26 protein-coding genes and 3 tRNA genes are annotated in these 25,239 nt (G+C 70.5%); 10 read left to right on the top strand and 19 right to left on the bottom strand.

What is annotated here, in order from left to right:
• Positions 1-5 precede the first annotated feature (5 nt).
• The 8 genes from O3438_RS13490 to O3438_RS13525 all read right to left on the bottom strand — a co-directional run bounded on the left by O3438_RS13490 (position 6) and on the right by O3438_RS13525 (position 9,602).
• Positions 6-1,193 carry an amidohydrolase family protein gene (locus O3438_RS13490; RefSeq protein WP_269680305.1) on the bottom strand — a complete coding sequence of 396 codons (1,188 nt, stop codon included), beginning with the start codon at positions 1,191-1,193 and terminating at the stop codon, positions 6-8.
• Positions 1,194-1,418: 225 nt separating this feature from the next.
• Positions 1,419-1,490: transfer RNA gene (locus tag O3438_RS13495), tRNA-Pro, on the bottom strand.
• Positions 1,491-1,500: 10 nt separating this feature from the next.
• A tRNA-Lys gene (locus O3438_RS13500) sits at positions 1,501-1,572 on the bottom strand.
• A gap of 19 nt (positions 1,573-1,591) precedes the next feature.
• Positions 1,592-3,004 carry a hypothetical protein gene (locus O3438_RS13505; protein ID WP_269680306.1) on the bottom strand — a complete coding sequence of 471 codons (1,413 nt, stop codon included), beginning with the start codon at positions 3,002-3,004 and terminating at the stop codon, positions 1,592-1,594.
• A 94-nt stretch (positions 3,005-3,098) separates the two neighbouring features.
• Positions 3,099-3,497, bottom strand: a complete 399-nt coding sequence (locus O3438_RS13510) for a hypothetical protein (protein ID WP_269680307.1) — start codon at positions 3,495-3,497, stop codon at positions 3,099-3,101.
• Between the two features lie 112 nt (positions 3,498-3,609).
• Entirely contained in the window at positions 3,610-4,434 is an 825-nt protein-coding gene (locus O3438_RS13515; protein ID WP_269680308.1) for a TIGR02452 family protein, read from the bottom strand.
• A 133-nt stretch (positions 4,435-4,567) separates the two neighbouring features.
• Positions 4,568-7,753 carry a penicillin acylase family protein gene (locus O3438_RS13520; protein ID WP_269680309.1) on the bottom strand — a complete coding sequence of 1,062 codons (3,186 nt, stop codon included), beginning with the start codon at positions 7,751-7,753 and terminating at the stop codon, positions 4,568-4,570.
• Positions 7,754-8,723: 970 nt separating this feature from the next.
• Entirely contained in the window at positions 8,724-9,602 is an 879-nt protein-coding gene (locus O3438_RS13525; protein WP_269680310.1) for an NmrA family NAD(P)-binding protein, read from the bottom strand.
• 101 nt (positions 9,603-9,703) lie between these two features.
• Between O3438_RS13525 and O3438_RS13530 the strand changes: the two genes are divergently transcribed.
• Positions 9,704-10,561: a LysR family transcriptional regulator gene (locus tag O3438_RS13530; RefSeq protein WP_269680311.1), complete on the top strand. Its 858-nt coding sequence runs from the start codon at positions 9,704-9,706 to the stop codon at positions 10,559-10,561.
• Positions 10,562-10,637: 76 nt separating this feature from the next.
• Positions 10,638-11,138 carry a nucleotidyltransferase family protein gene (locus O3438_RS13535; RefSeq protein WP_269680312.1) on the top strand — a complete coding sequence of 167 codons (501 nt, stop codon included), beginning with the start codon at positions 10,638-10,640 and terminating at the stop codon, positions 11,136-11,138.
• A gap of 36 nt (positions 11,139-11,174) precedes the next feature.
• On the opposite strand, the gene O3438_RS13540 is transcribed toward O3438_RS13535, so the two are convergent.
• A complete protein-coding gene (locus O3438_RS13540; RefSeq protein ID WP_269680313.1) occupies positions 11,175-11,648 on the bottom strand; it encodes an SRPBCC family protein in 474 nt (157 codons plus the stop codon).
• A gap of 73 nt (positions 11,649-11,721) precedes the next feature.
• Here O3438_RS13540 and O3438_RS13545 point away from each other — a divergent pair, with 73 nt between their 5' ends.
• Complete coding sequence (locus tag O3438_RS13545) at positions 11,722-12,345, top strand: DUF4291 domain-containing protein (protein ID WP_269680314.1); 624 nt, start codon at positions 11,722-11,724, stop codon at positions 12,343-12,345.
• A gap of 175 nt (positions 12,346-12,520) precedes the next feature.
• On the opposite strand, the gene O3438_RS13550 is transcribed toward O3438_RS13545, so the two are convergent.
• Positions 12,521-12,883 (bottom strand): winged helix-turn-helix transcriptional regulator, encoded by a 363-nt coding sequence (locus tag O3438_RS13550; protein WP_269680315.1) that lies wholly within the window; start codon positions 12,881-12,883, stop codon positions 12,521-12,523.
• Between the two features lie 108 nt (positions 12,884-12,991).
• Here O3438_RS13550 and O3438_RS13555 point away from each other — a divergent pair, with 108 nt between their 5' ends.
• Entirely contained in the window at positions 12,992-13,831 is an 840-nt protein-coding gene (locus O3438_RS13555) for an NAD(P)H-binding protein (RefSeq protein ID WP_269680316.1), read from the top strand.
• A gap of 55 nt (positions 13,832-13,886) precedes the next feature.
• On the opposite strand, the gene O3438_RS13560 is transcribed toward O3438_RS13555, so the two are convergent.
• Positions 13,887-14,474, bottom strand: a complete 588-nt coding sequence (locus tag O3438_RS13560) for a nucleoside monophosphate kinase (RefSeq protein WP_269680317.1) — start codon at positions 14,472-14,474, stop codon at positions 13,887-13,889.
• A gap of 142 nt (positions 14,475-14,616) precedes the next feature.
• Here O3438_RS13560 and O3438_RS13565 point away from each other — a divergent pair, with 142 nt between their 5' ends.
• Complete coding sequence (locus tag O3438_RS13565; RefSeq protein WP_269680318.1) at positions 14,617-15,006, top strand: integrase; 390 nt, start codon at positions 14,617-14,619, stop codon at positions 15,004-15,006.
• A 565-nt stretch (positions 15,007-15,571) separates the two neighbouring features.
• Complete coding sequence (locus tag O3438_RS13570; protein ID WP_269680319.1) at positions 15,572-16,072, top strand: hypothetical protein; 501 nt, start codon at positions 15,572-15,574, stop codon at positions 16,070-16,072.
• A gap of 425 nt (positions 16,073-16,497) precedes the next feature.
• Here the strand turns inward: O3438_RS13570 and O3438_RS13575 are convergent, their stop codons facing one another.
• From O3438_RS13575 to O3438_RS13595, 5 genes are all read right to left on the bottom strand, one after another.
• Positions 16,498-16,998, bottom strand: a complete 501-nt coding sequence (locus O3438_RS13575) for a cupin domain-containing protein (protein ID WP_269680320.1) — start codon at positions 16,996-16,998, stop codon at positions 16,498-16,500.
• A gap of 106 nt (positions 16,999-17,104) precedes the next feature.
• A complete protein-coding gene (locus O3438_RS13580; protein WP_269680321.1) occupies positions 17,105-18,049 on the bottom strand; it encodes an NADP-dependent oxidoreductase in 945 nt (314 codons plus the stop codon).
• Between the two features lie 64 nt (positions 18,050-18,113).
• Positions 18,114-18,968: a helix-turn-helix domain-containing protein gene (locus O3438_RS13585; RefSeq protein ID WP_269680322.1), complete on the bottom strand. Its 855-nt coding sequence runs from the start codon at positions 18,966-18,968 to the stop codon at positions 18,114-18,116.
• A 164-nt stretch (positions 18,969-19,132) separates the two neighbouring features.
• Positions 19,133-19,204, bottom strand: a tRNA-Val gene (locus tag O3438_RS13590).
• A 51-nt stretch (positions 19,205-19,255) separates the two neighbouring features.
• Positions 19,256-19,834, bottom strand: coding sequence for a TIGR02611 family protein (locus tag O3438_RS13595; protein WP_269680323.1), 579 nt, complete (start codon positions 19,832-19,834; stop codon positions 19,256-19,258).
• 273 nt (positions 19,835-20,107) lie between these two features.
• On the opposite strand from O3438_RS13595, the gene O3438_RS13600 reads away from it, so the two are divergent.
• Positions 20,108-20,539: an SsgA family sporulation/cell division regulator gene (locus O3438_RS13600; RefSeq protein WP_007457244.1), complete on the top strand. Its 432-nt coding sequence runs from the start codon at positions 20,108-20,110 to the stop codon at positions 20,537-20,539.
• Positions 20,540-20,656: 117 nt separating this feature from the next.
• Here the strand turns inward: O3438_RS13600 and O3438_RS13605 are convergent, their stop codons facing one another.
• Positions 20,657-21,433 (bottom strand): glucose 1-dehydrogenase, encoded by a 777-nt coding sequence (locus O3438_RS13605; RefSeq protein WP_269680324.1) that lies wholly within the window; start codon positions 21,431-21,433, stop codon positions 20,657-20,659.
• Between the two features lie 230 nt (positions 21,434-21,663).
• Here O3438_RS13605 and O3438_RS13610 point away from each other — a divergent pair, with 230 nt between their 5' ends.
• Together O3438_RS13610 and O3438_RS13615 are read left to right on the top strand one after the other, a co-directional pair.
• Positions 21,664-22,644, top strand: coding sequence for a helix-turn-helix transcriptional regulator (locus tag O3438_RS13610; RefSeq protein ID WP_269680325.1), 981 nt, complete (start codon positions 21,664-21,666; stop codon positions 22,642-22,644).
• A gap of 7 nt (positions 22,645-22,651) precedes the next feature.
• Entirely contained in the window at positions 22,652-23,107 is a 456-nt protein-coding gene (locus tag O3438_RS13615) for an RrF2 family transcriptional regulator (protein WP_145784759.1), read from the top strand.
• Between the two features lie 58 nt (positions 23,108-23,165).
• Here O3438_RS13615 and O3438_RS13620 read toward each other — a convergent pair whose 3' ends face one another.
• Positions 23,166-23,849, bottom strand: coding sequence for a malonic semialdehyde reductase (locus O3438_RS13620; RefSeq protein ID WP_269680326.1), 684 nt, complete (start codon positions 23,847-23,849; stop codon positions 23,166-23,168).
• 248 nt (positions 23,850-24,097) lie between these two features.
• On the opposite strand from O3438_RS13620, the gene O3438_RS13625 reads away from it, so the two are divergent.
• Positions 24,098-24,277 (top strand): DUF4236 domain-containing protein, encoded by a 180-nt coding sequence (locus O3438_RS13625; protein ID WP_088990736.1) that lies wholly within the window; start codon positions 24,098-24,100, stop codon positions 24,275-24,277.
• A gap of 75 nt (positions 24,278-24,352) precedes the next feature.
• On the opposite strand, the gene O3438_RS13630 is transcribed toward O3438_RS13625, so the two are convergent.
• The gene (locus O3438_RS13630) at positions 24,353-25,234 is read right to left on the bottom strand and encodes a hypothetical protein (protein WP_269680327.1); all 882 of its coding nucleotides are present in this window, start codon (positions 25,232-25,234) and stop codon (positions 24,353-24,355) included.
• Between the last annotated feature and the right edge of the window lie 5 nt (positions 25,235-25,239).

A 25,239-nucleotide genomic window follows, 5' to 3' on the forward strand; every position in this document is an offset into this window, starting at 1 on the left:
CCACCTCAGCTCACCAGGTCACCGGCGCGGTAGACGGCGAGAGGGCGGCGCAGCACGGTGATGTCGCTCGTCGGGTCGCCGTCCACGATCAGGAGGTCGGCCTCGAAGCCCGGGCGGACGCGGCCCTTGCGTCCGCCCAGACCACACACCTCGGCACCGGCCGAGGTGGCCGCGGTCAGGGCGGCGGTGGCGGGAATGCCGCAGGCCACGTACTCGACGAGCGTCTCCGGCAGGATCCCGTGCGGCTTCGCGGGGCCCAGGCCCGCGTCCGAACCGGCCACCAGACGAACCCCGGCCCGGTGCAGGGTGGCAGTGCTGGCCCTCAGCGCGGCCTCGCTGAGACCGGCCCGCGCCGCCATCTCCACCACCTCCGGCGGCGTGACCACGGCCGGATCGGTGCCGAGCGTGGCGCAGACAACGATTCCGGACGCGGCCAGCCGCTCCGCGAGTTCCTCGGGTACGTGCGCCCCGGTCGCTGTCACACACGTGCAGTGCTCGATGCCGTCGACCCCGACGCGCAGCGCCTGCTCCACAGCGCTGAGCGCGTGCGCGTGGGCGGTCACGGGCAGGCCCAGGTCGTGCGCCTGGTTCACGGCGGCGGCCAACTCCTGGTCGGTGAACTGCGGCCGGGTGGTGTCCGTGCCGGGGGTGAACACCCCACCGCTGGCCATGATCTTCACCAGGTCGGCGCCGGCCGCCGCTCGCAGCCGCACGGCCTCCCGCACACCGTCGACACCGCTCGCCTCGCCCCCCAGCGCCCAGCAGTGCCCGCCGATGCTGGTGACCGGCGCGCCCGCCGCCACAACCGTCGGCAGGTCGTCACGCACGCCCCGCCCCCGCCATCGGAGCACCGCGTCACGTCGGTCGCCCAGGTCGCGTACCGTCGTGATTCCGGCCCTCAGGTGCGCGCGCAGTGACGCCTCGACGACGGCGTCGAGGTCCGTCTCGGCGCGGTCCGCGAGCCGGCCGAGCGCGTCGGGTCCGGCATCGGCGCACAGGTGTACGTGTGCGTCGACCAGCCCGGGCAGCAGCGTGCCGTCCGGCACCTCGCGCACCGGCCAACCCTCCGGCGCCTCGGCCCGACCCCGGCGCACGTCGACGATGCGCCCGCCGTCGAGCAGGACCAGCACCCCGCCATCCACGAGCCGCTCACCGTCGAACATTCGTCCCGCCCGGACAGCATGCTTCGTCATCGTCACCCCAGTCCCCTGCACGGCCACAGCCCTGGCGTCGTCCTCGCCCGGCGGTGACCATCGGTCGTGACCTGACGATCGCACCGCCACCGGGTGCACAGCCTCCCTCGCCAGGGTGATCCCGCCTCCCTCTGGTGGGTCGGCCGTCCTCCCAGGAGACTGCTCGACGACGTGTCAGAGTGTCGTGTGCTCGCGCGGGCGTGACCGGGGCAGTCGCGGCGGGAGATCCGTTGACCGGGCTCGAACCGGCGTCCTCCCGGACCCTAGCCGGGTGCTCTACCACTGAGCTACAACGGATCTCCACGCGCTCCGACGACTGGGCTCGAACCAGCGTCCACCCGGATAAGAGCCGGGCGCTCTACCACTGAGCTACGACGGACACCGGCCATGCTGCCGGATCACGGTTTGCCGTGTCCACCCAGTTCGGGCAGGTCACTGACCACCACATCCGCCGGAACCAGTGACGACTCCAGGCCACCCTTGATCTTCTTCCCGGAGAACGCTCCGGCGGCGCGCAGGATGGACGCCCACGCCGGGTCCGCGATCGAGACGCCGTGCACCAACTCGGGTGTCGGCCGGAACGTCCCGACGGCGCCGTGCGCCCGCGGCCCCGACCACCCCGACGTGACCGGGTCAACGCCACCGTCGGCACAGGCTGCCTCCACGTCGGCACGGGTGCAGGAGGCCGTGCCGTCGAGCACGTCCCACGGCAGCGGCAGCCGCGCCCACACGCCGACGTCGGGGTGCAGGCCGCCACCGGTCGACCGATGCCACGCCGCCAGGTCCGCCGCAATCAGCATCATCGCCTTACCCGGGCAGGACGCGTCCAGCAGCGCGAGGCTCCCTGCGGCGTCGAGCGTCGCGATCCACGCCGCCCTCGCGGTGTTGTACGCCCCGCAGAACAGGTTCCACGTGGACGAGTCGTTACCCCGCCGTACGACCATGGTCGCCTGGTCGAACTCGCTGGCCGACCACACCCGCTGGAGCAGGGCGGCGACCTGACGCATCGTGCTCCACCATCGGCCCAGCAGCTCACCACGCTGGGCGTCGGTCAGCCGGGCCAGAACGGACGGCGTCGGATACGCCTGCGCGATCATCCACCAGTCGGTCGCCGGTTCGGCGGCGCAGCGTTGGAAGAGCAGATCGGCGATGTCGTCGTACGGGTTGTCCCTCCCCGCCAGCGTGAACTCCCGCCGCAGCTTGCGCTTGGCGGTCAGGTACGCCACGAAGCACCCCGCCCACGGATCGGCCAGGAACGCGCCCCGTTCGATGCTCGCCGCGAACCCGGCCCGCGCGACCATCGTCAACTGCCGCTTGGTCTGCTCAACCCCCAGGCGGTCGGCCTTCGCCGAAAGCCGCTGCGTCACCCGGAACCGCCTGTTGTACTGCCGCTTCGACAGCTCGATCCCCACCGCGGCGCGCGCCTCACGGTTCAGCCGGTCCCGCAGAAAGTCCAACCGCCGCGGATCGACGGCGCCCAGTGATTCGCTCAGACGGGCCGAGAAATCCAGCAGCGAAGCCGGGTCGTCCGGGTCGACGCCGCCGTCCCGAAGCTCGAACAACCGCACTGCCGCGTCGACCTGACGGGCAGCGCCGACCGGCCGAGCGAAGTCCGTCGACATGGCACTCCACCCGTTCCACCGCGCCGCGGCACGGGCCGCACGCCCCACCGTCATCCGCTCGCGGAGCCCCAACTGGCCGCCGACGACCCGCAGCACCAGGTGCGCTACCTCTTCCGGCCGACGCCGCTCATCCAACGACTCGTGCAGCGCGAGCAGCGCATCCTCGGCGGACATCTCGGCGGTAGACATGACTGGGATCCTGGCAGGCACGACGAGACCGAGGCAATCCGATTCGCCGGCGCGACCTGGCTCGGCCTCCGGGCTCCTCGGCTGCGGCAGACAATCAGGCTCTACCGGGCGCACGGAAGGGCCGCCCTCCTTCCTTCGACGGTAAGGCTTGGATCCTCGCCCCCCACTGGTCCATGTACGTCTTTATCCCGTGGGCGTCGCGCGGGGAGCTCAACCAGTCCCAGGCAGCATCGCGAATCTCCCGTTGGGCGATCATCTCGGTGCCGGCGTCGTAATTGAACGGGTAGCCGTCGACGATGTCCGACAAGTCGCCGTAGATGCCGTACAGCCGGCCGACGATCCCCCTGTCGGCACCGACGGGCAGATCGATCAGCCCACTCATCAGCTCGCTGACGACCTCTACCGGGTCCTCTCGGCCCTTCAGCACCCGCTGCATGTGAGAGTCGACCAGGTCGATCAGAGCAGCCAGCGACGATGATGCGGCATCGGTCACCGTCTCATGATCGCTTGTCGTGTCACCCACGCCGGTCCTGACCCCCGAACATCGCCGCGAGCCATCATGCCGAGAACGCCGGCCCGCCGGGTTCGACGGCAACCGGCGGGGATCAGGCTGGCGGCGAGACCACACCGGTTCCCGGGAAGCGTTCCACGAACGTGCGGTACACCGGCGTGCCCGGCAGACCGTCGTGGATGGCGAACACCACGTGGTCGAATCGGTCGACAACCTGGAGCGCTTCGGCGAACGCGCCGGCCACGGTGGCGGGGTCGTTGCGGAACACCCCGCACCCCCACGCGCCCAGCACGATCGTCCGGTGCCCGTGCGCGGCCGCGACCTCCAGCACCCGCCGGGCACGTCGGGCCAGCACAGCAGGCACATCCGTGGCGTGCGTGGGCTGGTTGCGGACGATCGCGCCGAGGTTCGGCGCCGCGGCGGTCAGAAACGACGTCGGGTACGACTGATCGAGCAGGTTGCCCCTGTCATCACGAAACACCGGCACGAGCGGGCTGTAGATGACGCGGTCGCTGTAGCGCAGGTCTCCCAGCTCCCGATGGAACGCGTAGAACTCCGGCGCGGCGAGGAGACACGGGTAGAGCGCCGATGCGCGGGCGATGCTCTCCTCCTGCGCCTTCGCCCCGCTCAGGAACCCGCCACCCGGGTTCTTCGCCGACGCGAACACCAGACACGCGGCATCCGGCCCCAGCCGGTGGGCCGCCTGCAACGTCGACTCGTGCGTCACCTCGACAGTGGCGAGGCCGGGCTCCACGTCCCGCACCGCGAGCACCTCGTCCGGCAGGTGATGACGAGTGCCGGCGACCGCGGCGCGTACCGCCTCGCCGATGACGACCTCAGCGCCGCTGCCGTTGCGATAGCGCCCCGACTCGGCGATTGCCACCGTCTGCCGAGCGATCTCGCGGAGACGACCGCTCACCGGCGCACCAGGTGAAGGGGAAATTCAAAGGCGTCCACAGCCAGCAGGCTAGGCAGGCCGCGCCCCTACCCACAAGCACTTTCCGCACGCCACGGAGGGCCGGCGGGGATCGCCCGCCGACCCTCCGGTGCGGTCACCGTCCGTACAGCTCGAACTCGTAGAGCGAGAAGCCGTACGAGGTGGCGCGTTTGACTCCGTACACCCGCACGTAGCGGGCGGTGACCGGGGCGAAGGTGGCGTTGTCGACGCCGCCGTTGCCGGTGGTGGTGGTGAACACCGGCGTCCAGGAGTTGCCGTCGCCGGAGACCTCGATGCGGTACGAGGTGCCGTAGGCGGCCTCCCAGCGCAGCACCGCCCGGCTGACGCTGCGGGCCGCGCCGAGGTCGACCCGGAGCCACTGGTTGTCGTTGTAGCTGCTGGCCCACCGGCTGCTCAGGCTGCCGTCGACCGCCTTGTCCGGGGTGTTGCTGGTCAGGAACTGGGTGCTCGACGCGGTGGCCGGGCGGCCCTGGGCCAGGTTGGTGACGTCGTCGCCCCGGCGCGCCGGGAAGGAGACGACCTGCTGGTAGGTGGGGCGGTTCTGCCAGGCGATCACCGGGTGGGTGATGCCGCCGAGCCCGGAGTGGGCGATCGAGTCGGCGCACCACTGGTCGCCGGCCCCGCAGGACTTGTCGCCCGGGTAGACGGTGGTCGCCGGCACCGCGGCGGCCTGCCCGAGCGTGTCGAGCAGGGCCTGCCGGCACGCGCCGAGGTTGCCGTTGCCGCAGTACGAGCGGCCCAGCCCACCGGCCACCGGGTCGCCGAGCACGCCGCGCAGGTCCTTGTCGACGTAGCCCCACCAGCCGTGCTGGAACGACGAGCCCTTGTGCGCCTGGCCCTGCAACGCCCAGTTCGCGGTGCCGTCGCGCCCGCCGTTCTGGCCGCCCGACGGCGCCTCGTTCACCTCGATGGCGTCGACCAGCGCGGCGTAGAGGTCCGGCCCGAGGCCGGGGCGGAACTGCGCCGAGGCCAGCAGCGGCCACCATGCGTCGAAGATCCGGATGGCGTCGGCGTGCTGGTAGACCTTGGAGCCGGGGGCGGTCTCCACCCGGCGGGCGCCGGCCTGCTGCCAGGCCCGCAACTTGCTCGCCGCGTCGGCCAGCGCCGGATCGGTGACCGGTGTGCTGTCCAGCACCCGCAGCAGGTCGCCGAGAACCTGCTGGCCGCGCAGGTCGGTCACCGCCGCGTCCGCCATGATCTTGACGACGTCGGCGCGGCCGAGCTTGCGCTGGGCGATCGCGGCGCGCACCGGGCCGTCGAGCAACTGACCACGGTGTACGGAGCCGAAGCTGAAGTTGCCGTCGGCCGCCCCGAAGTCGCGCGCCTGCTTGTTGTTCCAACTGACGTAGTAGTCCTGGTTGACCGACTGCGGATGCGCCGACGCCGGGGTGTAGGTGGCGTCGTTGGTGTCCGGGTTCCAGCCGGCCCACTCGTACGCCGCCTCGGCCTTCGTGGGAAGGTTCGGGTCGGCGGTGGCCGGACGGACCGGGTTCGAGCCGGAGTTGTAGTACGCCGCCTCGGTCGAGTTGACGTAGAACCAGTTGAACGCGTAGCCGACGCTGGCCGCGGACGCCTGGAAGGCCGCTGCGTCGCCCATCGCCGACGGGTCGTTGAACGCCTGGAAGCCGATCGCCGAGTCCGCCTCGTGCCGGTAGGTGGAGCGCAGCTTGGTGAACGCCGTCGGCTGGCCGTTGACCAGGCCCCGGTAGGCCACCAACCCGTACTTGGTGCGCAACGCCCGCAGGGTGTACGACCCGGCCGGGGTGGAGTCGGCAATCGTCGGGGACCAGGAGTTGCGCTGCTCCAGCGCCTCCATGGCGAGGCACTGCCCACGGTAGAGGTAGCGGTTGGTGCGCAGCGTCGGGGCGCTGCCGTCGGTGGTGCACAGCGGCACCGCGTACGTGTCGGTGAGGTCCTGCGAGGCGGACGTGGCGCTCCACGCGTAGTCCTGACCCCGGCCGAGCAGCACGTAGAGGTTCAACCCGGCGAACGCCGCGCCTCGTGCGCTGATCCCCGGCCCCTGCAACTCCTGGAGCATGAGCAGTTGCGGGGCGAAGTAGCCGGTCTGCGGGCCGAACACGGCGACCGGGTTGCCGGTGGTGGTGTGCCGCCCGGAGACCACCACGGCGTTGGACATGCCGTGTGCGCGCAGGTTGGACAGGCCTCCGAGCAGCTCCTTGGTGGCGGTGCTGGCCCCGGCGCGGGAGGCTGCCCCGCCGCTCTGGTCGTAGGCGAGGGGTTCGGCGACCACCGTCCCGGCGTCGGGGAGCACGGCGCTGGTCGCGCCCGGTGGCGTCGCCCCGTACGGGAAGCTCTGCCCGTCGTGCAGGGTGAGCACGGTCTCCGGGTCGTTCTGCGAACGGAACGCCGCCCACACCCGGTCGCCCTCGGTGGCGCCGTACTTGGCTCGGGCGGCGACCCGGACCAGGGCGGACTGGATTTCGCTGCCGCCGCCTCCGCCGAAGAGGCCGCCGATCACGCCGGCGGTGGCGATCAGGTCGGTCATGGTGAAGTGCTTCGGCTTGCCGGCGCCGGCGAGCACGTACTCGCCCGGGTAGTTGTCCTCGGCGATCGACTTGTCGATGTAGGCGTTGATGCCGGCGATGTAGTCGACAACGTCGGTGTAGAGCTGCTGGCCCCGCGCGCCCTTGGTGCGCAGTGCCTCGACCTGGGCCTGGAGGTCGGCCTCGGTGTACGGGGAGTTCGCCCAGACGCTCTGCTCCAGCTCCCGGTTGCCCGGCGCGCCGCCGGCGAACGAGGTGACGTTGCCGCGACCGACGTGCCGCAGCAGGTCCATTACCCAGAGCCGGTCCTGGGCTCCGGCGTAACCGGCGCCGAACATCGTGCCGCCGCGGGTGGTGCCGGTGATGTGGGGGACGCCGGTGGCCTTGTCCCGCACGATAGTGACGTCCGCGCGCGGCGAGACGGTGCTCTCCACCTGCCCGGCCGGGACGCCGAACGAGGCGTCGTTGTAGAAGTGGGCGATCTGCTCGTCGGTCAGCCCGGCGTAGTTGTAGACCAGGTTCGCGTACTCGTCGAGTTGGTCGCTGGAGTGCGCCGGACGGGTGCCGAGCGCCTGGTGCGCCAGGATGGCGACGAGCGTGGCGTTGCCGTTCTGCCCCGGGGGCAGGATGTCGGCGCACTGCCCGAGGCAGTAGTCGTTGGCGGCGAACGTGGTGGCGGCCAGGGCGGGAGACGGCGGGATGACCGTCAGGACGCTCGCGGTCACTGTGGCGGCGGTGAACGCCGCGAGCCGGTTACGGAGAGCGGTACGGGGCATGGCGATCCTCCGGGGGACGCGGAGCAGGGCCGTTCGGTATCGCCCGGCTACGGTGCCGACGTCTCGCCCTCCGCGCCCGGACGATCCACAGGGAGGTGAGAATGACTCATGTCGATCTCCGGGCAATGATCGGCGCACGACCACCATCTGGGATACCCGTCGTTCACCACGCGCCAATGCCGACGTTTCGCCGATTTCCCCTCACCGGCCACCCCGGTCACGGGCCTGCCGATGGCCGGCGACCGCCCGACACCGCGCCGAAATGGATGGCCTCGCCGACCCGGTCCGGCCTACCGTGCGATCACGTATCCACCTCTGACGCATTCACGAGAGGACCTCACCCCGCGTGACACCGCCTGCTCTCCAGACCTGACACGTTCCCCGCGCCTGGGTTGCCGACGTCCCCGTCGGTTCGTTCCCATGCCTTCCGTCAGGTCTTTGGAGAGATCATGTCTACGCGTCCCCATACCGCGCTGCCCTGGCCCGCCGGGCGCACGGGGCTTCCGCTGCTCGCACTCGGCTGCGTCCACTGCGATTCCGGCATCGGCGACCGGACGTTCCGCGTCATCGCCGACAGCGAACTCGTCCACACCAGGCTCCTGGTTTCCTATACCGCCAGCCTCCCGGGCCAGCATGCGCGCCCGATCCTCGCGACAAGCCGCCCCGGCAGATCCCCGGGTCGTCGGCCGCCGCTGGGGCGGGAGCATCGCTGGCCCCGCCCGTGGCTGCATCAGGCCGCGGCCCGCGCGCGGTCGCTCCTGACGCGCGAACGCATGTCAGGACCGGCCCGATACCGACGGAGGAGATGACCGCCGAGGCGCGCGCCCTCGGCCCGCGCTCGGAGCGACCCGCCACGGGGGCGGGGTCGAGCGCGGGCCGAACGGCGTGATCCGAGGTACGCGGTGGATGGCACCGAAGACCGGCTTCGCGATTCGCGCTGCGGCGCCTGGCGCGGCCCGCAGCCGGCCGGTCAGGCGTCGGCGGCGGGCTTCAGCACGTCGAGGCACCACTGGCGGAAGGTGGTCGGCGTACTCCACTCAGGGGTGCGGGCCACGCCGTTGTCCAGGCCCTCGTTCTTGGCCACGGCCATGTCGAGCAGGCCCTGCGCGATGGCCTCGGAGCGGCCGGCCCGCAGCATGTCCTTCTTGTATGCCTCACCGGAGACCTGCTGGTAGCGGACGGGACGGCCGAGCACGTCGGCGATGACGGCGGCCATCTCGTTCTGGGTGAGATCCTCCGGGCCGAGAACGGGCACCTCCTCGAAGCCGGTCCACGTGTCGTCGCGCAGCAGGCGGGCGGCCGTCGCGGCGATGTCCCGGGCGGCGACCGTGGGCGCGGACAGGTCCGGCGCGGTGGGGCCGTACAGGACGCCCTGCCGGGTGATCGGGGCGAGCTGCCACAGCACGTTGTCCATGAAGGACGGCATGGTCAAGGCCCGGTACGGTACGCCGGTCGCGGCGATCAGGTCGTCCATCGCGAGCGTCGCGGTGACGTGCCCCGCCCGCCCGGCCGCCGGCGTGCCGCGGCCCAGCGCCGAGATGCCGACCACGCGCGGGACGGTGGCCAGCGCGTCGAGCACCGGGCGGGTGAAGCCGGAGTACGCCTCGTCCAGGCTTGCCGACAGCGGGTCGGCCAGCACCAGCCAGAAGACGGCAGTGGCACCGGCGAACGCCTCGGCGGCGACTGCCGGGTCGCCGTGCGAACCCTGGACGACCTCGACCCGCTCGACGACGCCCGGTGCCAGCCGAGCGGGGTCACGGGCCACCACCCGCACGGGCGCGCCGACGTCGAGCAGATCCTGGACCAGACGGCCGCCGATGGTGCCGGTCGGAGCGGTTACCACAATCATGGCTTTCATCCCTGTTCGGTGGGGAATCTGACGTAGCCAGTCAACGCGGATCAGCGGTGAAGCGGAAAGACCGTCTCCCTCTGGATTGATACCGTGACGATATGAGTGATCTGGAGACGCGGCAGCTCCGCTACTTCGTGGCGGTCGCCGAGGAGCGGCACTTCGGGCGGGCCGCCGACCGGCTCGGCATGGCCCAGCCGCCGCTGTCGCGTGCCATCCGCAACCTGGAACGGCAGCTCGGCGTCCAGCTTCTGATCCGCACCACGCGACAGGTGGCGTTGACCCCGGCCGGCGAGACCCTGCTGACCGACGCCAAGCTGGCACTGGACGCGATCGGCGCCGCCCAGCGCCGGGCCCACCGGGCCGGGCAGGAGACGCCGGCCCTGCGGTTGGCGCTCAAGGCCGACTACGACGGTGGCCTTCTGCCGCTGATCCTGGAGGCGTACGACGTCATGCCGGTCGAGCTGCTGCTCGGCGGACGCGGCGAGCAGGTGCCGGCGTTGCGCGACGGGCGTGCCGACGTGGCGCTGATCCCGGCGCTCGAAGACGAGGACGGGTTGGACAGCGAGCTGTTGCTGACCGGGCCGAGCGTGGTGGCGCTGCCGGCCGCCGACCCGCTGGCAGCGCGGACGACCATCCGCCTTGCCGATTTGGCCGGCCGTCGACTCCCGGACGGGTCACCGGCCGAGGAGGCCCGCATGGTGGGCAAGCGGCGGCCGCTGGACCTCGCGCAGATCTTCAACCTGGTCGAGGTGGGCACCGCCGTGTGGTTCCTGCCGGAATGGGTGGCTCGGCGGTACTCCCGGCCGGGCACCGCCTTCCGCCCCGTGCCGGAACTCGATCCGGTGACGCTGAAGGTGGCCTGGCCGGCCGAGTCACGCTCACCCGCGGTGGCGGCCTTCGTACGCGTGGCCCGCCAGGTCGCCGAATCACCCGAGAAGCAGTTGCTCCGCGGCTGACGCGTGTCTCGAAGGGACGACAATGGTCATGAGTGCGCGGGACGTTGTGGGCGTGATCGAGTCAGACCCCGCAGCGATGAGAGTCCTTCGGGCTGCGGCCAGCCTGGGGCTACCGGACTGGTGGATCGGCGCCGGCTTCGTCCGCAACCGCGTCTGGGACGCCATCAGCAACCTCCCCGCCTTGCCGGAGCGCGACGTGGATGTCGCCTACTTCGACCCGGGGAAGCTCGACCCGGGCGAGGACGCCCGCGCCGAAGCCCGCGCCGCAGTGGTCCTGCCCGAGGTGCCGTGGGAGATTCGCAACCAGGCCCGGATGCACCTGCGCAACGGCGAGGAGCCCTACACGTCCACCCTGGACGCGATATCGCGCTGGCCCGAAACGGCGACCTGCGTCGCGGTGACCCTGCGGGGCGACTCTGTTCGCCTGGTGGCCTGCCACGGCCTGACTGACCTGGTGGGATTGGTGGTCCGCCCCTCACCGGCCTTCGACAACGCAGCGGGGCGCGCAACGGTCCAGCGCCGCGTCAAGGCCAAGGGATGGCTCGACCGGTGGGCCGGGCTCCGGCTGGAGATCTAGCGCTGAGGGCGACGCTTGCCCGTCGCACCGCACGGCTCATCGATCGGGCTGAGCGAATGAGGCTTCCGCCACGAGCTTGATGTGGGCTGCTCGCTGCGTGAGCAGCCGTCGCAGATACGGCGCGACGAGCGCGCGGGTCACCACCGCTCCCAACGGCCCCAGAGGTGCGGTGACGGTCATTCGGTCGATCATCTGCGTCCCGCCGTCGACGTCTCGAAAGAGGTGTTCGTGACGGAGGGCGCGGAAGGGACCCTGCGTCTGCTCGTCGACGAAGCGGTGCGGGCGTTCGTAGGCGGTGATACGGCTGGTCATGCTCCAGCGCAGACCGAAATGTCGAGCGCGGAAAGTGACCTCGTCCCCGAGCGTGAGGCGGCGTCGACCTGTGCTGGTAGTGGCCGTCTCCTGGCTACCGGGCAGCGACGCGGCATGAACATCCACGTCACGTTCCAAGTCGAACACGACTGTCGGAGCAGCGCCGATGACAGACACGATCTCGATCAGCGCCGCCACGTCGGAAGCCTAGAGCACCGCTACGGCGAAATCACGGTTGAGCAGTCGACTCCCGATCGGTGACGATCAAGCGGTGTCCGTACCCACCCGTCAGGTCCGCGCCCGATACTCGGCCGACACCATCACCGTCTACCAGGCGTACCCCGCGCAGATCGCGCTGCCGGCGGTGGCAGCCAACCGCCTCGTGGCCCCCTTCAAGCGAGATCGGATGACGTGGATCAAACCGTCGTTCCTGTGGATGATGTACCGCAGCGGCTGGGCCACCAAGCCAGGGCAGGAGCGTGTGCTGTCCATCGACATCACGCGGGAGGGGTTCGAGTGGGCGCTGGCGCGAGCCTGCCTGAGCCACTACGACCGGGACCTGCACGGTGACAGGGCGACCTGGTCACGGCACCTGAAGACCAGCCCCGTACGGGTTCAGTGGGATCCGGAACGGTCACCGCATCTCACGGCGCTGCCGTACCGGTCGTTGCAGGTCGGGTTGTCCGGCGAGGCGGTCGATCGGTACGCCGACGACTGGACGGTGACCATCACGGACATCACCCCCGCCGTGCACCGCGTCCGGGACCTTCTGCGTAGCGGCGACGAACAGCAGGCAGCGGCCCTCCTGCCTGTCGAACGCGTCTACCCGCTGCCGGCCCCGATCGTCGCCACCGTCAACGCCAGCCCGGACGTCACCGGGGCACTACCTCGATGATCAGGTTCCGGTTCGAGCTGTACCCACTGGACAAGGTGTCGCCGTGGGGCGGTGGCGAGCTAGGCACGTCCGCGAGGAGACATAGCGGGTATGCCGACACCGGGGTTACCGGCGGCGCATCGGCTGGCGGCAGGTTGATGGCGTTGCCGGAGGTCTCGATCACGTCGGCGCGGCCTCATCGCCCGGCTTCGTATGCCCGCCGTGCTCGTTCCACCTCTCCGAGGCTGGCGTCGGCCCACGTGGCCAGGTGCGCGAAGAGCGGGCCGAGGCTCGCACCCAACTCGGTGATCTCGTACTCGACCCGAGGGGGCACCTCGGCGTGGTAGGTGCGCGTCACGAGGCCGTCGCGTTCGAGTTGGCGGAGCCGCTGCGTGAGCACCTTGGGCGTGATGCTGGTCAGTCGGCGCTCCAACTCCACAAAGCGCTGCCTACCGTATTCGTGCAAGGCCCACAGGATCGGTGTGGTCCACCGGCTGAACACGATGTCGACGACCGGCGCGACCGGGCACGCCAGCTCGGGATCCGTCGATTGCTGCACGTGCCCTCCGTCACAAACCCATTACTATCCTCTAGGTACCTACTATATCGGCGCTACTAGCGTCTCCTTCAACCGCGCGAACGATGCGGTCGAAATGGAGACTCAGAGATGTTTGTCGTGGTAGGAGCCACCGGAAATGTCGGCAGCACGCTCTCGTCACTTCTCGCGGCTTCGGGCTCCGCTGTGACGGCGGTATCCCGGGGACGACGCCCGATCGCCCTGCCGGACGGGATTCGCCACCATCGCGCGGACCTCGAACGGCCGGAGAGCCTGAGCCCGGTGCTCACCGACGCCGAGGCGCTGTACCTGCTCGTGGAGGGCGCCGGAGCCCATCTCGACATGCGCGAGATCCTGCGGGTCGCCGCAGCCGGTGGCGTGAAGCGCATCGTGCTTCAGTCCTCGCAGGCGGTCGTCACACGGCCGGACTCACCGTCACACGCGCCCCTGCACGCCATCGAGGACCTCGTCCGTCGATCCGGCCTCGGCTGGACGATCCTGCGCCCCGGCGGCTTCGCCTCCAACGCCCTTGCCTGGACCGAACCCATCCGGGGCTCGCGGATGGTGTCCGCGCCGTTCGGCGACGTCGGTCTGCCCGTGGTCGACCCGGCCGACATCGCCGAAGTGGCGGCCACCGCGCTGCGCGACCGCTCACACGACGGCCGCACCTACGAACTGACCGGCCCGGCCCTGAGCACGCCACGCGAACGGGTCGCCGACCTCGCCGCCGCGCTCGGCGAGCCGATCGGCTTCGTGGACCAGACGCCCGACGAAGCCCGCGCGCAGATGCTGCGGTTCATGCCGCCACCGGTGGTCGAGGGCACGCTGGCGATCCTCGGTACGCCCACCAACTCCGAACAGCGGATCAGCCCTGACGTTGCCGAGGTCCTGGGTCGACCACCACGCCCCTTCGCCGACTGGGCAACGCGCAACATCGCCGCCTTCCGCTGACGCGTCGCGCCGTTCCCACTGCCCCTGCTCCTGACACCGACCTACCTGCCCGATCTCACCGGCGGCGTTGGTCATCGCCGGCGACGGAGATCAGTCTGGCTGCCACATCGTCAACGTCGCCGAACCCGCTGACGGTGTGCAACAGGCCATGGGTCCGGTAGTAGGCGCGCAGCGGCTCGATCTGCTCCTGGTGGTTCTCCTGTGAATGCGCGTACATCAGCAGGAGTTCCTCGCGTCGCGAAGCTTGCGGGGAGTCCAGTTCTATCCGTCGTTCTACCCGGCGGTGGACGGCCAGGCGGAGCTGGTCCTCACTCAGGACGAGTTCGATCACTGCATCGGGGACGTGACCGCTCTGCGTCAGCAGTTCGGCCTGACGGAGGGTGCGGGGAAAGCCGTACAGCACCCAGCCGTCGTCGACGTGGGCCAGGGCGTCGGCGACGGCCTTGACCATCAGCTCATCCGGGACAAGATGTCCGGCCCGCATATACCCGTTCGCCTCTTCGCCCAGCGGAGTCTGCTGGTGCACTTGTTCACGGAAGACGTTGCCTGCGCTCACGACCTGCAGGCCGGTGGTGGCTGCCAGAGCCGACGCGGCGGAGGCCAGTTCGACTACCGGCCCCGCGAGGAGGGCCACGTTGGGCATGTGCGCTCCCGTATCGGGGACGTCGAGAAGCCAAGCTAGCAACCAGGCCCCACAGCACCGGTTGTCGGCCGGACCGTCTAGCTGTCCCCTCCTGAGCGGGGTCAGGGCGCTACGGTGTTCGCCTGGTTGGAAGCATGGGCGGATGAGGTCGAGGCTACGCAAGCTACACATCGACGGCCGGGAGTTCACCTGGAAGGCCGACATCCGGTCCGCCCCTGGCCCCGACGGTCGCCTGCACCGCTACATAAGGATCCGCGTGTGGGGTGCGGGAAAGAACGGTCGCGCCCTCCAGGTCGACTTGACCGAGCGGCCCTACTCGTCACCTACCGTCGCCTCCGGCGATCAGTACGTCGAGACCGACGTGCACGGCAGCGGGGAGACGTACCCGTATCCGACAGCTGCGGACGTCCGCGTTCTTGTCCGTTACGGGATCCGCGCTGGATGGGCACCGGAAGCGTTGGGTGGGACGTTCCGCGTCACGTCGCCGGGTGAGCTTGAGCTACCGGGATTTCTCCTCATCGACCTGCCGTGAGCCGACCAGCGTCGCCAGCGCTGGCACGTCACCCGGCAACCGCTCGGATAACGACCAATGGCGGGTGCCGATCGCCCTTCAGCTCGAACGCGGTCTTCAGGTCACATTCCTGTAGAGATCGGCACCCATCCTGAAGTGATGGATATCCGCGCCGGACCGCTCTGCCACCGCGCCCAGCAGCACGTCGCTCACCCGCGTAGATCCTGGAACCTCAACACGTCTGTCACGTCTACCGCCACCTCCAGCAAGCGCACCAGAGGTACGACGACCACGACTGTTCCCCAGGCAGGCAGAAGGCCACCTCACGAGCCCGGGAAGCAACTCTGACCTGCGTGAACTAGACGTGGGTGATGCTGGTGTCGAACCAGCGATTCTTCGGTGTTCAGCAGGACGCCGGGCCGACATCCGCCGCCTCAAGACGGACCTTTGCGAGCACTGCGCGGAGCCCACCGTCCACAGTGACGGCGGACCCGGGCATCCAGTTCCAGCACCCGGGATCGGTGCTCTCCGGCCCCCCAATTACTGACCCCACCCGATCGACCAAGGCTGGTAGCGTGCGCCGAACATGAAGATCACGGGGGAAACATCGATGAACCGAACTCGAACCGTCCTGGCCGGCTTGGCCGTTGCGGCGGCGATCGCAATGTCCGGCTGCGATCCGCAGCCCGAATCTGAGGGCACCGCAAGCACACCGTCCGCGGCGGCCTCGAGCGCCGCCCCGCCCAGCACTGCGGCCAGCACCCCGGCCAGCGACGCTGCCACGGTGAAGGCCTGCGCCGATATCAAGAAGGACATCACGGACAACGCGACTAAGATCGCCAAGGCCGAGAAGATCGGTCCGCCGGCCGGACACTTCGCGGTCAGTGCCCAGTGGGCCGCCGGCTCGGTAGCGATCCTGGCGCACTCGATGTCCGCCAACGAGGCAGTCACCGCCGCCTCGGAGAAGATCCAGAACGAGATGATGAGCCTGAGCGACGCGTACAACAAGTCCGCCGACGCCAAGCCGAGCAAGAAGGCCCTGGAAGCAGCCATCAAGGAACTGGACACCGCCTGCTCGGCTGCCTGACCGGTTCGACCACGTAATCGGCGGTGACCCCTCAGCCTGAGGGGTCACCGCCGATTTGCATGTCGCAAATAGTCACCCAGTTGGCCGGGAGATCACGAGCGGACCGGAGGGGAGCGTCGGATAGCCCACACCGACCGCGACGACCACGGAGCCCGACCGTGAAACTGCAGCCCGGAGCGACCGGCTTCAACCCGCCACCCGGCAGCCAAACGGACGTCAGGGTCTTCACCGCGGTCTGTCGCCAGGCCGCCCGCACGGCGTCGTACGGGCGGCCCAGGAGCCCATCGTCGGACGTGACAACGTCGCGCGTTACGTCCTGGGACTGATGCGGAAGTTCGGCGACGGTGTCGCACTGGAGGTCGTCGAATCCAACGGCCAGGCCTGCAGACCTGACCCGCCCGATGTCGGGTCGTCGGGCACGGGTGTCAGAGGAATTCGCTGCGGTACGTCGAAGCCAGTTCCGCCGCACGCCGGCGGCGTTCCACCAGCTCGTCCGGTGTCAGCTGCGGGGGCGGCGCGTCCGCGCCCGCAACGACGTCACCGATCCTCATGAAGTACTCGTCCTGCCCGGCCGGGGTGCACATGCAGAGCATCCGGGCCGGTGCTCCCGAGACGTTGCGGAAGTGGTGCGGCGCGTTGGCCGGGATGTTGATCGTGGAGCCGGCCCGTACGGTGTGCCGCTCACCCCGGAAGGTGAACTCGATCTCGCCCTCCAGGATCGTGAACATCTCCTCGAAGTCGTGCCGGTGTGGCGGCGGCCCGCCGCCGTCGGGGACGCGCATGTCGATCAGGCAGTACCTGCCGTTGGTCTGCTCGCCGGTGACCAACATGCCGTAGGTGTTACCCACCAGCGAGATGTACGTCGTACCAGGGTCGTCGGGGTCGGTCACGGTCAGCGTGCGGGACGGGTCGTCGTCGGGGATCATCCTGGTTTCTCCTTTGGGGCTTCGGTGCTACAGCGATCTGAGGTCGGCGACTCCTCGCGCCGGAGGACGTCGAGCAGCGCCAGCGAGGCGGTGCGAGCCGGGCGGGTCAGGCCGTGGGCGCGAGGACGACGGTCTTGCCCGGCAACTCACCCTCGGCGGCCCGCGCGTGCAGGGCCGGCAGATCGGCCAGCGGCACCCGTTGGCCGACCTCGACGTGCAGCTCACCGGTGCCGACGCGGGCGACGAGGTCGGCGAGCTGATCGGCGTCGCTGCGCACGAACAGGTCGATACCCCGTACGCCGCGCCCCTCGTCGGAAGGGGCGGGCATCCAGACGGTGGTGTTGACCAGGGTGCCGCCGTCCCGGATGACTGTGACCAGCGCGGCCAACTGCTCCGGGGTGACCGGCGCGAGGTTGAGGACCAGGTCGACCGGCTCGGTCACCGCTGCGGCCACGTCGGTGGTGGTGTGGTCGATCACCTCGTCCGCGCCCGCGGTCCTGACCCGGTCGGCGCTGCGAGGGCTGGCCGTGGCGATCACCCGGGCGCCGACCTCCTTGGCCAGCTGCACGGCGTACCCGCCGACCGCTCCGCCGGCACCGTTGATCAGCACCCGCTGACCGGCGGTCAGCTTGCCGTGGTCGAACAGCGCCTGCCATGCGGTCAGGCCTACCAGCGGGAGCGCCGCCGCGTCGGCCAACGGGATGTTCCCGGGTGCACCCGTCAGAATCTCCGCCGGCGCGATCACGTACTCCGCGGACGCTCCCGTCCCCGTCATCGGCAGGAAGCCCACGACCCGGTCGCCGACCGCGACGTCGTCCACGCCGTCACCCAGCGCGTCGACAGTGCCGGCGACGTCGAGGCCGGGCGTGTGCGGCAACTCGACCGGGATCGGGCCCTGCATGAAACCGGCCCGGATATTGCCGTCGACGCCGTTGAACGACGTCGCGGCGACCCGGATGCGGACCTGACCGGCACCAGGGGTAGGCCTGTCGACATCCTCGTAACGGAGGACCTCGGGACCGCCGAACTCGTGGAAACGTACTGCCTTCATTGCTGGACCTGCTTCCGTTGGGCGTCGCTGGGGACGTCACCCAATCTGGCCGGATCCGGCGTGGTTAGCCTGGGCCGGCTTGGCCCACCCTGAGGATGGTCGGTTCGCCGGCAGCGTCGACGATCTCGGCGAGACGCGCCGCGTCGGCCGAGCCGGGCGCCGCGGTGAGCATCAGCGCCGCCAGATCGTCCCCGGGGATGGCGAGCATGCTGCCGACCAGCGTCACCGCGCCGGCGTCCGGATGGATGAACACGGCACTGCTCTCGTGGGCGGCCACCGGTCGTGGCACCCGCCACAGGTCGTCGAACCGGCGGCTCCTACTCCGCAGCTCGTCCACCAGCGCGGCGAGCGACGCGTCGGCGGGGTAGCGCAACTGCGCGCTCCTCAGCCGGGCGACCAGGACCGCCTCGTGATCGGTCGCGTCGGCCGTGGACTGCTGGAAACCGTCGAAGGGATCGCAGAACGACCGCCAGGCGATGTTCCACTCCCACGGGTCCCCGGTGAGTTGCCAGTGCCCCAGGGCCAGGAAGGCTCCGTTCACGGCGACCAGGTTCATCGCCGCGTCGGAGACGAACATCGGAGTGTCGGTGAACCGCTCGAGCAGCCGCATCGCGCCCGGACCGACCTCGGTCGGCACCTTCCCGTCCGCGGCGGCGTACCCGGCTAGCGCGCAGAGCCGCTCGTACTCGGCCCGCCCGGTTCGCAGGGCGCGGGCGATGGCGTTCACCACGCCGGCCGACGGATGGCTGCGCCCCTGCTCCAACCGGCGTACGTAGTCCGCGGACATCCCGGCGAGGTCGCCGAGTTCCTCCCGCCGCAACCCCTGCGTCCGTCGACGGCCGACCGGCAGGCCCACCTTCTCCGGGGCGGTGCCCTCCCGCAACTGGCGCACGGCGGCACCGAACTCGTGACGTTCCACGGCCCCAAGTGTGCCCTGACGAGGCAGTCGGCGACGGTGGCGGCGGTCACGGCGGGCAGAGCACCGACCGTTGGGTGCGCGACCTCGCACTGTGGACCCCGCACATCAGCGAAGCCCGTCACCGGCAATCCGGTAACGGGCTTCTGACCTGCGCAAACCAAGGGTGGGCGATGCTGGTATCGAACCAGCGACCTCTTCGGTGTGAACGAAGCGCTCTCCCACTGAGCTAATCGCCCTCAGCGACACTGACTCTACCCGATCGTGGAACCGGACCGGAAACCCGGGGGTCAGTGCGTCGCGAGGTAGTGCATCGCCTCGGCGACCACGTCGATGCCGAGGCTGTACTTGAGTGACAGCCAGACCACTGTGGCGACGAAGACGAGGCCGACAGAACCGAGCACGATTCGCACCCCGAGTGACTGTCGCGTCACCCACTGTGTCCAGCCGTGGACGTGACGGCGGGTGAAGCCGAGCAGCCGGCGCGCCCAGTGGTATTCGACGGCCCAGATGCCCAGGCCGGCGATCACCAGCAGCCAACCCGGCCCGGGTAGCGGGATGAGGGCGATGCCGATGGTCACCACGAGCGCACCGGCGATCGCGATGAATATCTTGAGTGCGATGCGGCCGGTGGGGTTGGCGCGGATGAGGTCGAGGGTCATCGAGATCCGTTCACGCCAGCGGGGGCGGCGCGGCCGGTCCGCGACGACGAGGATCCCACCGGCACGGCCGGCATCGAACCCCGGCCGATCGGCCCGTTCGGGCTGTTCCATCGGCACTTCATACCCCCGCTTTTCGGCTACTCGGACCGCGACGTTCGGCGGGCCGGGCGCTGTCGCCGGATCCACTGAGGATCGCTTCGCCACCATTTCACCCCCCAGTGTCGCTCGGGCCCGTCACTGCAACGCCCGACTGGACGTTACCGGAGTAAGTCGACGACTGAGCCACCCGATGCCGGGCGGGATCACGCACTGGGCAGAACCGGAAATCCTACATGAATTCTCACATTCACGCGGTCTTTCCGTCCCCCTTCCCACCACTGGGTGAAGTCAGCGTATGGCGGAGCGTAGCCAGGAGTAGCACCTGAGTATGGGAAAAGCGGGACACGCGCGTTCCGCAGCGGTGCCGGGGGGAGAACGTCCATGAGTGTCATCCGACCGACGACCGTAGAGGTCGAGACGTCGCTAAGGCTCGTCGCGCCTGACGCCACCGCCTTGCCGGTGCGTGCCAGTCTGCGTTACGACCCTGCTGACCCGTATGCGGTCCATGTCCTGTTCCATGCCGAATCGGCCGGGGGCGAGGCGGTGAGTTGGTCGTTCGCTCGCGAACTTCTGGTCACCGGCCTGGACGAGCCGGCCGGCATCGGGGATGTGCGGGTCTGGCCCTGGGCCACACCGCGCGGCGATTTCGTCGCGCTGGCCCTCTCGTCACCGGACGGCAACGCCCTCTTCGAGGTGCCGCGCAGCGTCCTGGTGCGTTTCCTTCGACGGACGTACGTCGTCGTCCCGCGCGGCCGTGAGGCCGAGCACCTGGACGTCGACACGGCGGTGAACCGGCTGCTCGCCGGTCGCTGACCGCCCGAAAAGAGCAACACCGGCCAACCCAGGGCCGCGCGGATCTGCCGAGTCCGCGCGGCCCTGGCACACCCGCCCCATGGGGTACGCGGACAAGCTCACCCGGTCAGCCGGTGCTCAGCCGTGCGTGGTGATGCCTCCGTCGACGGGAATGACCGCTCCGGTGAGGTACGCGCCGGCGCGCGAGGCGAGGTAGATGGCGGTGCCGGCCATGTCCTCGGGGCGTCCGATGCGGCCCAGCGGCACCTGCTGCTCGATGGCGGCCCGGCTCTCCGGGTCGTCGAGCGCGAACGCCATCATCTTGCTCTCGAACGGGCCGGGCGCTATCGCGTTGACGGTGATCTGCTCGCCGGCCAGTTGGTGGGCCAGGCTGCGGGTGAGCATGTGCACGGCGGCCTTGGTGGCCGAGTACGCGTACACCTCCATCCACGGCACCCGGATGCCGTCGATCGACCCGATGTTGATCACGCGGGCCGGGTCGTCGGCGTTGGCGGCGGCGCGGAGCGCCGGCAGCAGCGCGGTGGTGAGTCGGAAGACGGCCTTGACGTTGACCGCCCACAGCTTGTCGAACGCGGCCTCCGGGTAGTTCTCCAGCGGCGCGCCCCAGGTGGCGCCCGCGTTGTTGACCAGCACGTCGAGTCGGTCGAAGCGTTCACGCACGGCGGCGGCGAGCGCCTCGGCGCCGGTGTCGTCGCTCAGGTCGGCGGGGATGGCCTCGCAGCGACCTTCGGCGGAGAGTTCCTTGGCGACCGCCTCGCACACGTCGGCCTTGCGGGACGAGATGACGACGTGCGCGCCGGCGCGGACGAAGCCCTGGGCGATCATCAGGCCGATCCCCCGCGACCCGCCGGTGACCAGTACCGTCTTGCCTTCGACCGAGAACAGTTGCGTCATGCCCATCCCATCGCGTGTCGGCGGGGCCGCCGGCCGGTCGGTCGACCGACGGCGCGTCGGCCGGTCGGGGTGGCCGACGGAGCGCCGGCCGGGCCGCGGCCCGAACAGCGCTACCGCCGGGTAACGTAGCCCGCTCGCGGGACCACGACAAGCCCGCGCCGACGCGCCGATTGCGGCGCACAGACCGACCGGGATGCGATGACCTGCGGTTCGGGCTACGGTCGCAGGCGATGGTCTCCACCGATCCCGCCCCCGCGTCATCGATCGGAACGGCGTCACCCGTGCCCGACGAGATTGCCACGTTCGCGCTGGCCGACCTCTCCGGTTCCCCGGGCTGGCGTCGACCGGTGATCGTCGAACGGGAACTGCTGATCCTCACCACGCGTGGTCACGGCGATGCGGAACTCGACTTCCACCTGCTCCCCTGTCGGCCCGGCACGCTGCTGCGGGTCCGCGCCGGCCAGGTGCTGCGCTGCGCCGGCCGGCAGTTCGACGCCACAGTGGTCGCCTGGGAACCCGAGGCGCTGCGTGGTTTCGGCGTCGAGCTGGACACACCGGTGACCTGGCGGCAGTTGGCCGGTGAGGACGAGGACGCGGTGATCAGCGAGGTGAGCCAACTGGCTGTGGACTGTCAGCGGCATCCCGACAGCCTCACCGCCCGCGCGCTGCTCCGTCACCAACTGGCAGTGCTGCTGCTGCGGCTGGCCCTGGCGAACGCCGACCGGTCGACACCCCGACCTGAGGACGAGACGTTCCACAGGTTCCGCCGGGAGGTGGAGCACGGCTACCCGCACACCCGACGGGTGGAGGACTACGCTGCCAGCCTCCGCTGCTCGGTGCGGACCCTGACCCGGGCGTGCCTGGCCGTCACCGGTCGCAGCGCCAAGCAGGTCATCGACGAGCGGGTCGCGTTGCAGGCCGGCCGGCTCCTCGCCGCGACCGACCAGCCGATCGCCCAGATCGGTCGGCACCTCGGCTTCTCCGAGCCCACGAACTTCGGCCGTTTCTTCACCCGGGAGGTCGGGGTCAGCCCCGGCGCGTTCCGGGCCGCCCGGGATCAGCCCGCCGCACGGGTGGTCCGGCCCCGGCCTCCGGCCGAGCCCACCGGTGCCAACGGCGGCAGGTTCCGCGCCGTCGGCACCACGAATGGCGGCCACGCCACGCGACGCGGGTCGCCCAGCGCACCGACGGGCGACACCGGCCGGGCATGATGGCACTGTGCAGATCTCCGCGCGCGGCGACTACGCGGTACGGGCAGCGCTGAGCCTCGCCACCGCGTACCCCTCGCTGTTGTCCACCCAGGCCATCGCGGCGGAGCAGGACATGCCCCGCAAGTTCCTGGAGGCGGTCCTGGCGGACCTGCGCCGGGCCGGCATCGTGCGTGCCCAGCGCGGCGCCGAGGGCGGCTACACCCTGGCCCGCCCGCCGCGTGAGGTGACCGTCGGCGCGGTGCTGCGCGCGGTGGAGGGGCCGCTGGCCGGGGTACGCGGGCTGCGCCCCGAGGAGACCCGCTACGAGGGCTCGGCGGAGAACCTGCCCGGCCTGTGGGTGGCGGTGCGCGCCGCCGTGCGGCGGGTCGTCGACGAGGTGAGCCTCGCCGAGATCGTCAGTGGCCGACTGCCCGCCCACGTCCGCAAGCTCACCGCGATGCCCGACGCCTGGGAACCGCGCTGACGCCACCGGCGCTGGTCACGCCGGGCGCGGCTGGCTCGGGCACGTCGCCGTTCCTCGCTCAGCCAACGCCCTCGAAGGTGCGGATCACCTCACCGGTGTCCAGCCGGGGCAGCCGTGCGCGCCCCGAACCCGGGCCGGGGCGCCCCACATTGAGCAGGAGCAGCACCTCGTGACGGCCGTCGGGGAAGAACTCCCGCTGGACGCCCCCGGAGTCGAAACCCGCCATCGGGCCGGCGGCGAGACCTGCCGCGCGCACACCGACGATCAGGTAGCCGATCTGCAGGGTCGCGTTGAATCGGGCCTGCTCGACGCGCGCCGCCCGGTCCGCGAGCCAGTCCCGGGCCTGCGGGCGGTGCGGATAGAGCTCGGGCAGCCGCTGGTGGAAGTCCACGTCGGCGGCGAGGATCGCGGTCAGCGGGGCGCTGGCCGTCTTTGCCCGGTTGCCGCTGGACAGGTACGGCAGCAGCCGGGCCCGGGACACCGGCGAGCGCAGCAGCAGCACCCGCAGTGGCTGACCGTTGTACGCGGTCGGCCCGTGCCGGATGAGGTCGTGGATTGCCGCGACCTGCGCGTCGGTGACCGGCTCGTCGGTGAACGTTTCTGCGGTTCGGGCCTCCCGGAACAGCAGGTCCTGTGCGGCCCGGTCCAGCGCGAGCAGGTCCTGTTCGGTGGGTGCGGTCATGCCGACACCGCGGTCGACGTGCGCACGAGCGGTGAGGAGGAGCTCGTCCCGCTGCGACATGACCTCATGCTGCCGGCGCCGGGATCGAGCGGTCAACGCTCTTCCAGAAGGTGAGACTTGCGTCGCCGTCGATATCGTGGACTGTGTTCAACAGCGTTTATCGCGGCGAAAGACCTATCTGTTGAATAGGGATTGTGGATGCGCGTTGGGCACTGTCCAGGACGGACAGCGAAGGGGTTTCAAAGGTTGCCGGTCCGGGAATGTTCGATCTCGACACGGCAGGGAACGGTGACGAGGGGAGACCTCCGATGGGCCTCATGTTTCGCAAGCGCAAGAAGTACGGACCGATCATCCTGAACTTCACCGAGAACGGCTTCTCCTCGTGGAGCATCAAGATCGGGCGCTGGTCCTGGAACTCCAAGGCGCGGGCGCACCGGGTCGACCTGCCGGGTCCGCTGTCGTGGAAGCAGGACAAGGCCCGGTCGTAGCATCCCGGGAGTCGAGCGGGGTGCCGGTGATTCACCGGCACCCCGCTCGGCGTCTGGACAGGGGCGACGTCGCGCTCAGCGCGCCAGCGCGATGATCTCGTCGCCGGCCAGCCTGCCCGACTCGCGATCACGGCGTACGTCGCCCGCGTCGAGCAGGTCGGTCAGTGCCCGGTTGGCGTCGGCGGCACGGTAGACGGTGGCGGTGAGCGTGTGCCGGCGCAGCTCGGTGACCGGCCGCGAACCGCCCCGGCGCAACTCGGCCAGCAACTCGCGGGCCAGGGGTTCGAGCTCGGGATCGCCGACCACACCGACAGTGACGCCCATCGGGTCCTGCGGGTCGCGGTAGCGCACGTCGAGATCCGCACCGACCGCCCAGAGCGCGTCGCGGACGGCCTCCAGACTCCGGTCGGAGCGGCTGCCGAACGCGACCACACCGGCGGCGTCGCCGTCCGGCAGCACCGGCGTCACCTCGGCGACCAGGGGGAAACCGGCGGAGACGAGCGCGTCGCGAGCGGTGTCACGGGTGTGCAGCAACAGCTCTCCGGCGCGGCCGTTGGCCGCGGCGGCGAGGAGTTTCGGCGTCACCGCGCCGGGCAGGTCCACGAAGGAGAACAGCGGGGCGCCGGCCGCCCCGGCGGCCTTCACCGCGACCGGAAGCCGGTAAGGATCACCGGAGAGCAGGTGCACGGTGACCTCGGCGGGCAACTCCGCCTCGATCGGGCCGAGACGGGCCGGCAGGGCCGCGCTGTCGGCCAGCGCCAGCACCGTCACCTGCCGGCCGCGTACCTGGTCGCCGTGCGCGGCGACCAGGCGCAACGCCGCCTCCGCGCTGCCCGCGTCCGTGCCCGCGATCGCGACGGTCGCCCGCCGGGAGCGGTGCAGGGCCGCGGGCAGCCAGGTCGTCAGCTGGCGGACCAGCAGCTCGCGGAGGAAGTCAGTGGTGCGGTCGGTCGACATCGGTC

Source organism: Micromonospora sp. WMMC250, assembly GCF_027460215.1.
GTDB classification, from domain to species: Bacteria; Actinomycetota; Actinomycetes; order Mycobacteriales; family Micromonosporaceae; genus Micromonospora; species Micromonospora taraxaci.

Excerpts from the sequence above, each read along its gene's own strand:
- O3438_RS13535 (WP_269680312.1), top strand. The coding sequence starts at position 10,638 with ATGAGAGTCCTTCGGGCTGCGGCCAGCCTGGGGCTACCGGACTGGTGG.
- O3438_RS13565 (WP_269680318.1), top strand. The coding sequence starts at position 14,617 with ATGAGGTCGAGGCTACGCAAGCTACACATCGACGGCCGGGAGTTCACC.
- O3438_RS13595 (WP_269680323.1), bottom strand. The coding sequence starts at position 19,834 with ATGGTGGCGAAGCGATCCTCAGTGGATCCGGCGACAGCGCCCGGCCCG.
- O3438_RS13525 (WP_269680310.1), bottom strand. The coding sequence starts at position 9,602 with ATGATTGTGGTAACCGCTCCGACCGGCACCATCGGCGGCCGTCTGGTC.
- O3438_RS13505 (WP_269680306.1), bottom strand. The coding sequence starts at position 3,004 with ATGTCTACCGCCGAGATGTCCGCCGAGGATGCGCTGCTCGCGCTGCAC.
- O3438_RS13570 (WP_269680319.1), top strand. The coding sequence starts at position 15,572 with ATGAAGATCACGGGGGAAACATCGATGAACCGAACTCGAACCGTCCTG.
- O3438_RS13625 (WP_088990736.1), top strand. The coding sequence starts at position 24,098 with ATGGGCCTCATGTTTCGCAAGCGCAAGAAGTACGGACCGATCATCCTG.
- O3438_RS13620 (WP_269680326.1), bottom strand. The coding sequence starts at position 23,849 with ATGTCGCAGCGGGACGAGCTCCTCCTCACCGCTCGTGCGCACGTCGAC.
- O3438_RS13560 (WP_269680317.1), bottom strand. The coding sequence starts at position 14,474 with ATGCCCAACGTGGCCCTCCTCGCGGGGCCGGTAGTCGAACTGGCCTCC.
- O3438_RS13555 (WP_269680316.1), top strand. The coding sequence starts at position 12,992 with ATGTTTGTCGTGGTAGGAGCCACCGGAAATGTCGGCAGCACGCTCTCG.
- O3438_RS13610 (WP_269680325.1), top strand. The coding sequence starts at position 21,664 with ATGGTCTCCACCGATCCCGCCCCCGCGTCATCGATCGGAACGGCGTCA.
- O3438_RS13530 (WP_269680311.1), top strand. The coding sequence starts at position 9,704 with ATGAGTGATCTGGAGACGCGGCAGCTCCGCTACTTCGTGGCGGTCGCC.
- O3438_RS13575 (WP_269680320.1), bottom strand. The coding sequence starts at position 16,998 with ATGATCCCCGACGACGACCCGTCCCGCACGCTGACCGTGACCGACCCC.
- O3438_RS13520 (WP_269680309.1), bottom strand. The coding sequence starts at position 7,753 with ATGCCCCGTACCGCTCTCCGTAACCGGCTCGCGGCGTTCACCGCCGCC.
- O3438_RS13605 (WP_269680324.1), bottom strand. The coding sequence starts at position 21,433 with ATGACGCAACTGTTCTCGGTCGAAGGCAAGACGGTACTGGTCACCGGC.
- O3438_RS13630 (WP_269680327.1), bottom strand. The coding sequence starts at position 25,234 with ATGTCGACCGACCGCACCACTGACTTCCTCCGCGAGCTGCTGGTCCGC.
- O3438_RS13490 (WP_269680305.1), bottom strand. The coding sequence starts at position 1,193 with ATGACGAAGCATGCTGTCCGGGCGGGACGAATGTTCGACGGTGAGCGG.
- O3438_RS13580 (WP_269680321.1), bottom strand. The coding sequence starts at position 18,049 with ATGAAGGCAGTACGTTTCCACGAGTTCGGCGGTCCCGAGGTCCTCCGT.
- O3438_RS13600 (WP_007457244.1), top strand. The coding sequence starts at position 20,108 with ATGAGTGTCATCCGACCGACGACCGTAGAGGTCGAGACGTCGCTAAGG.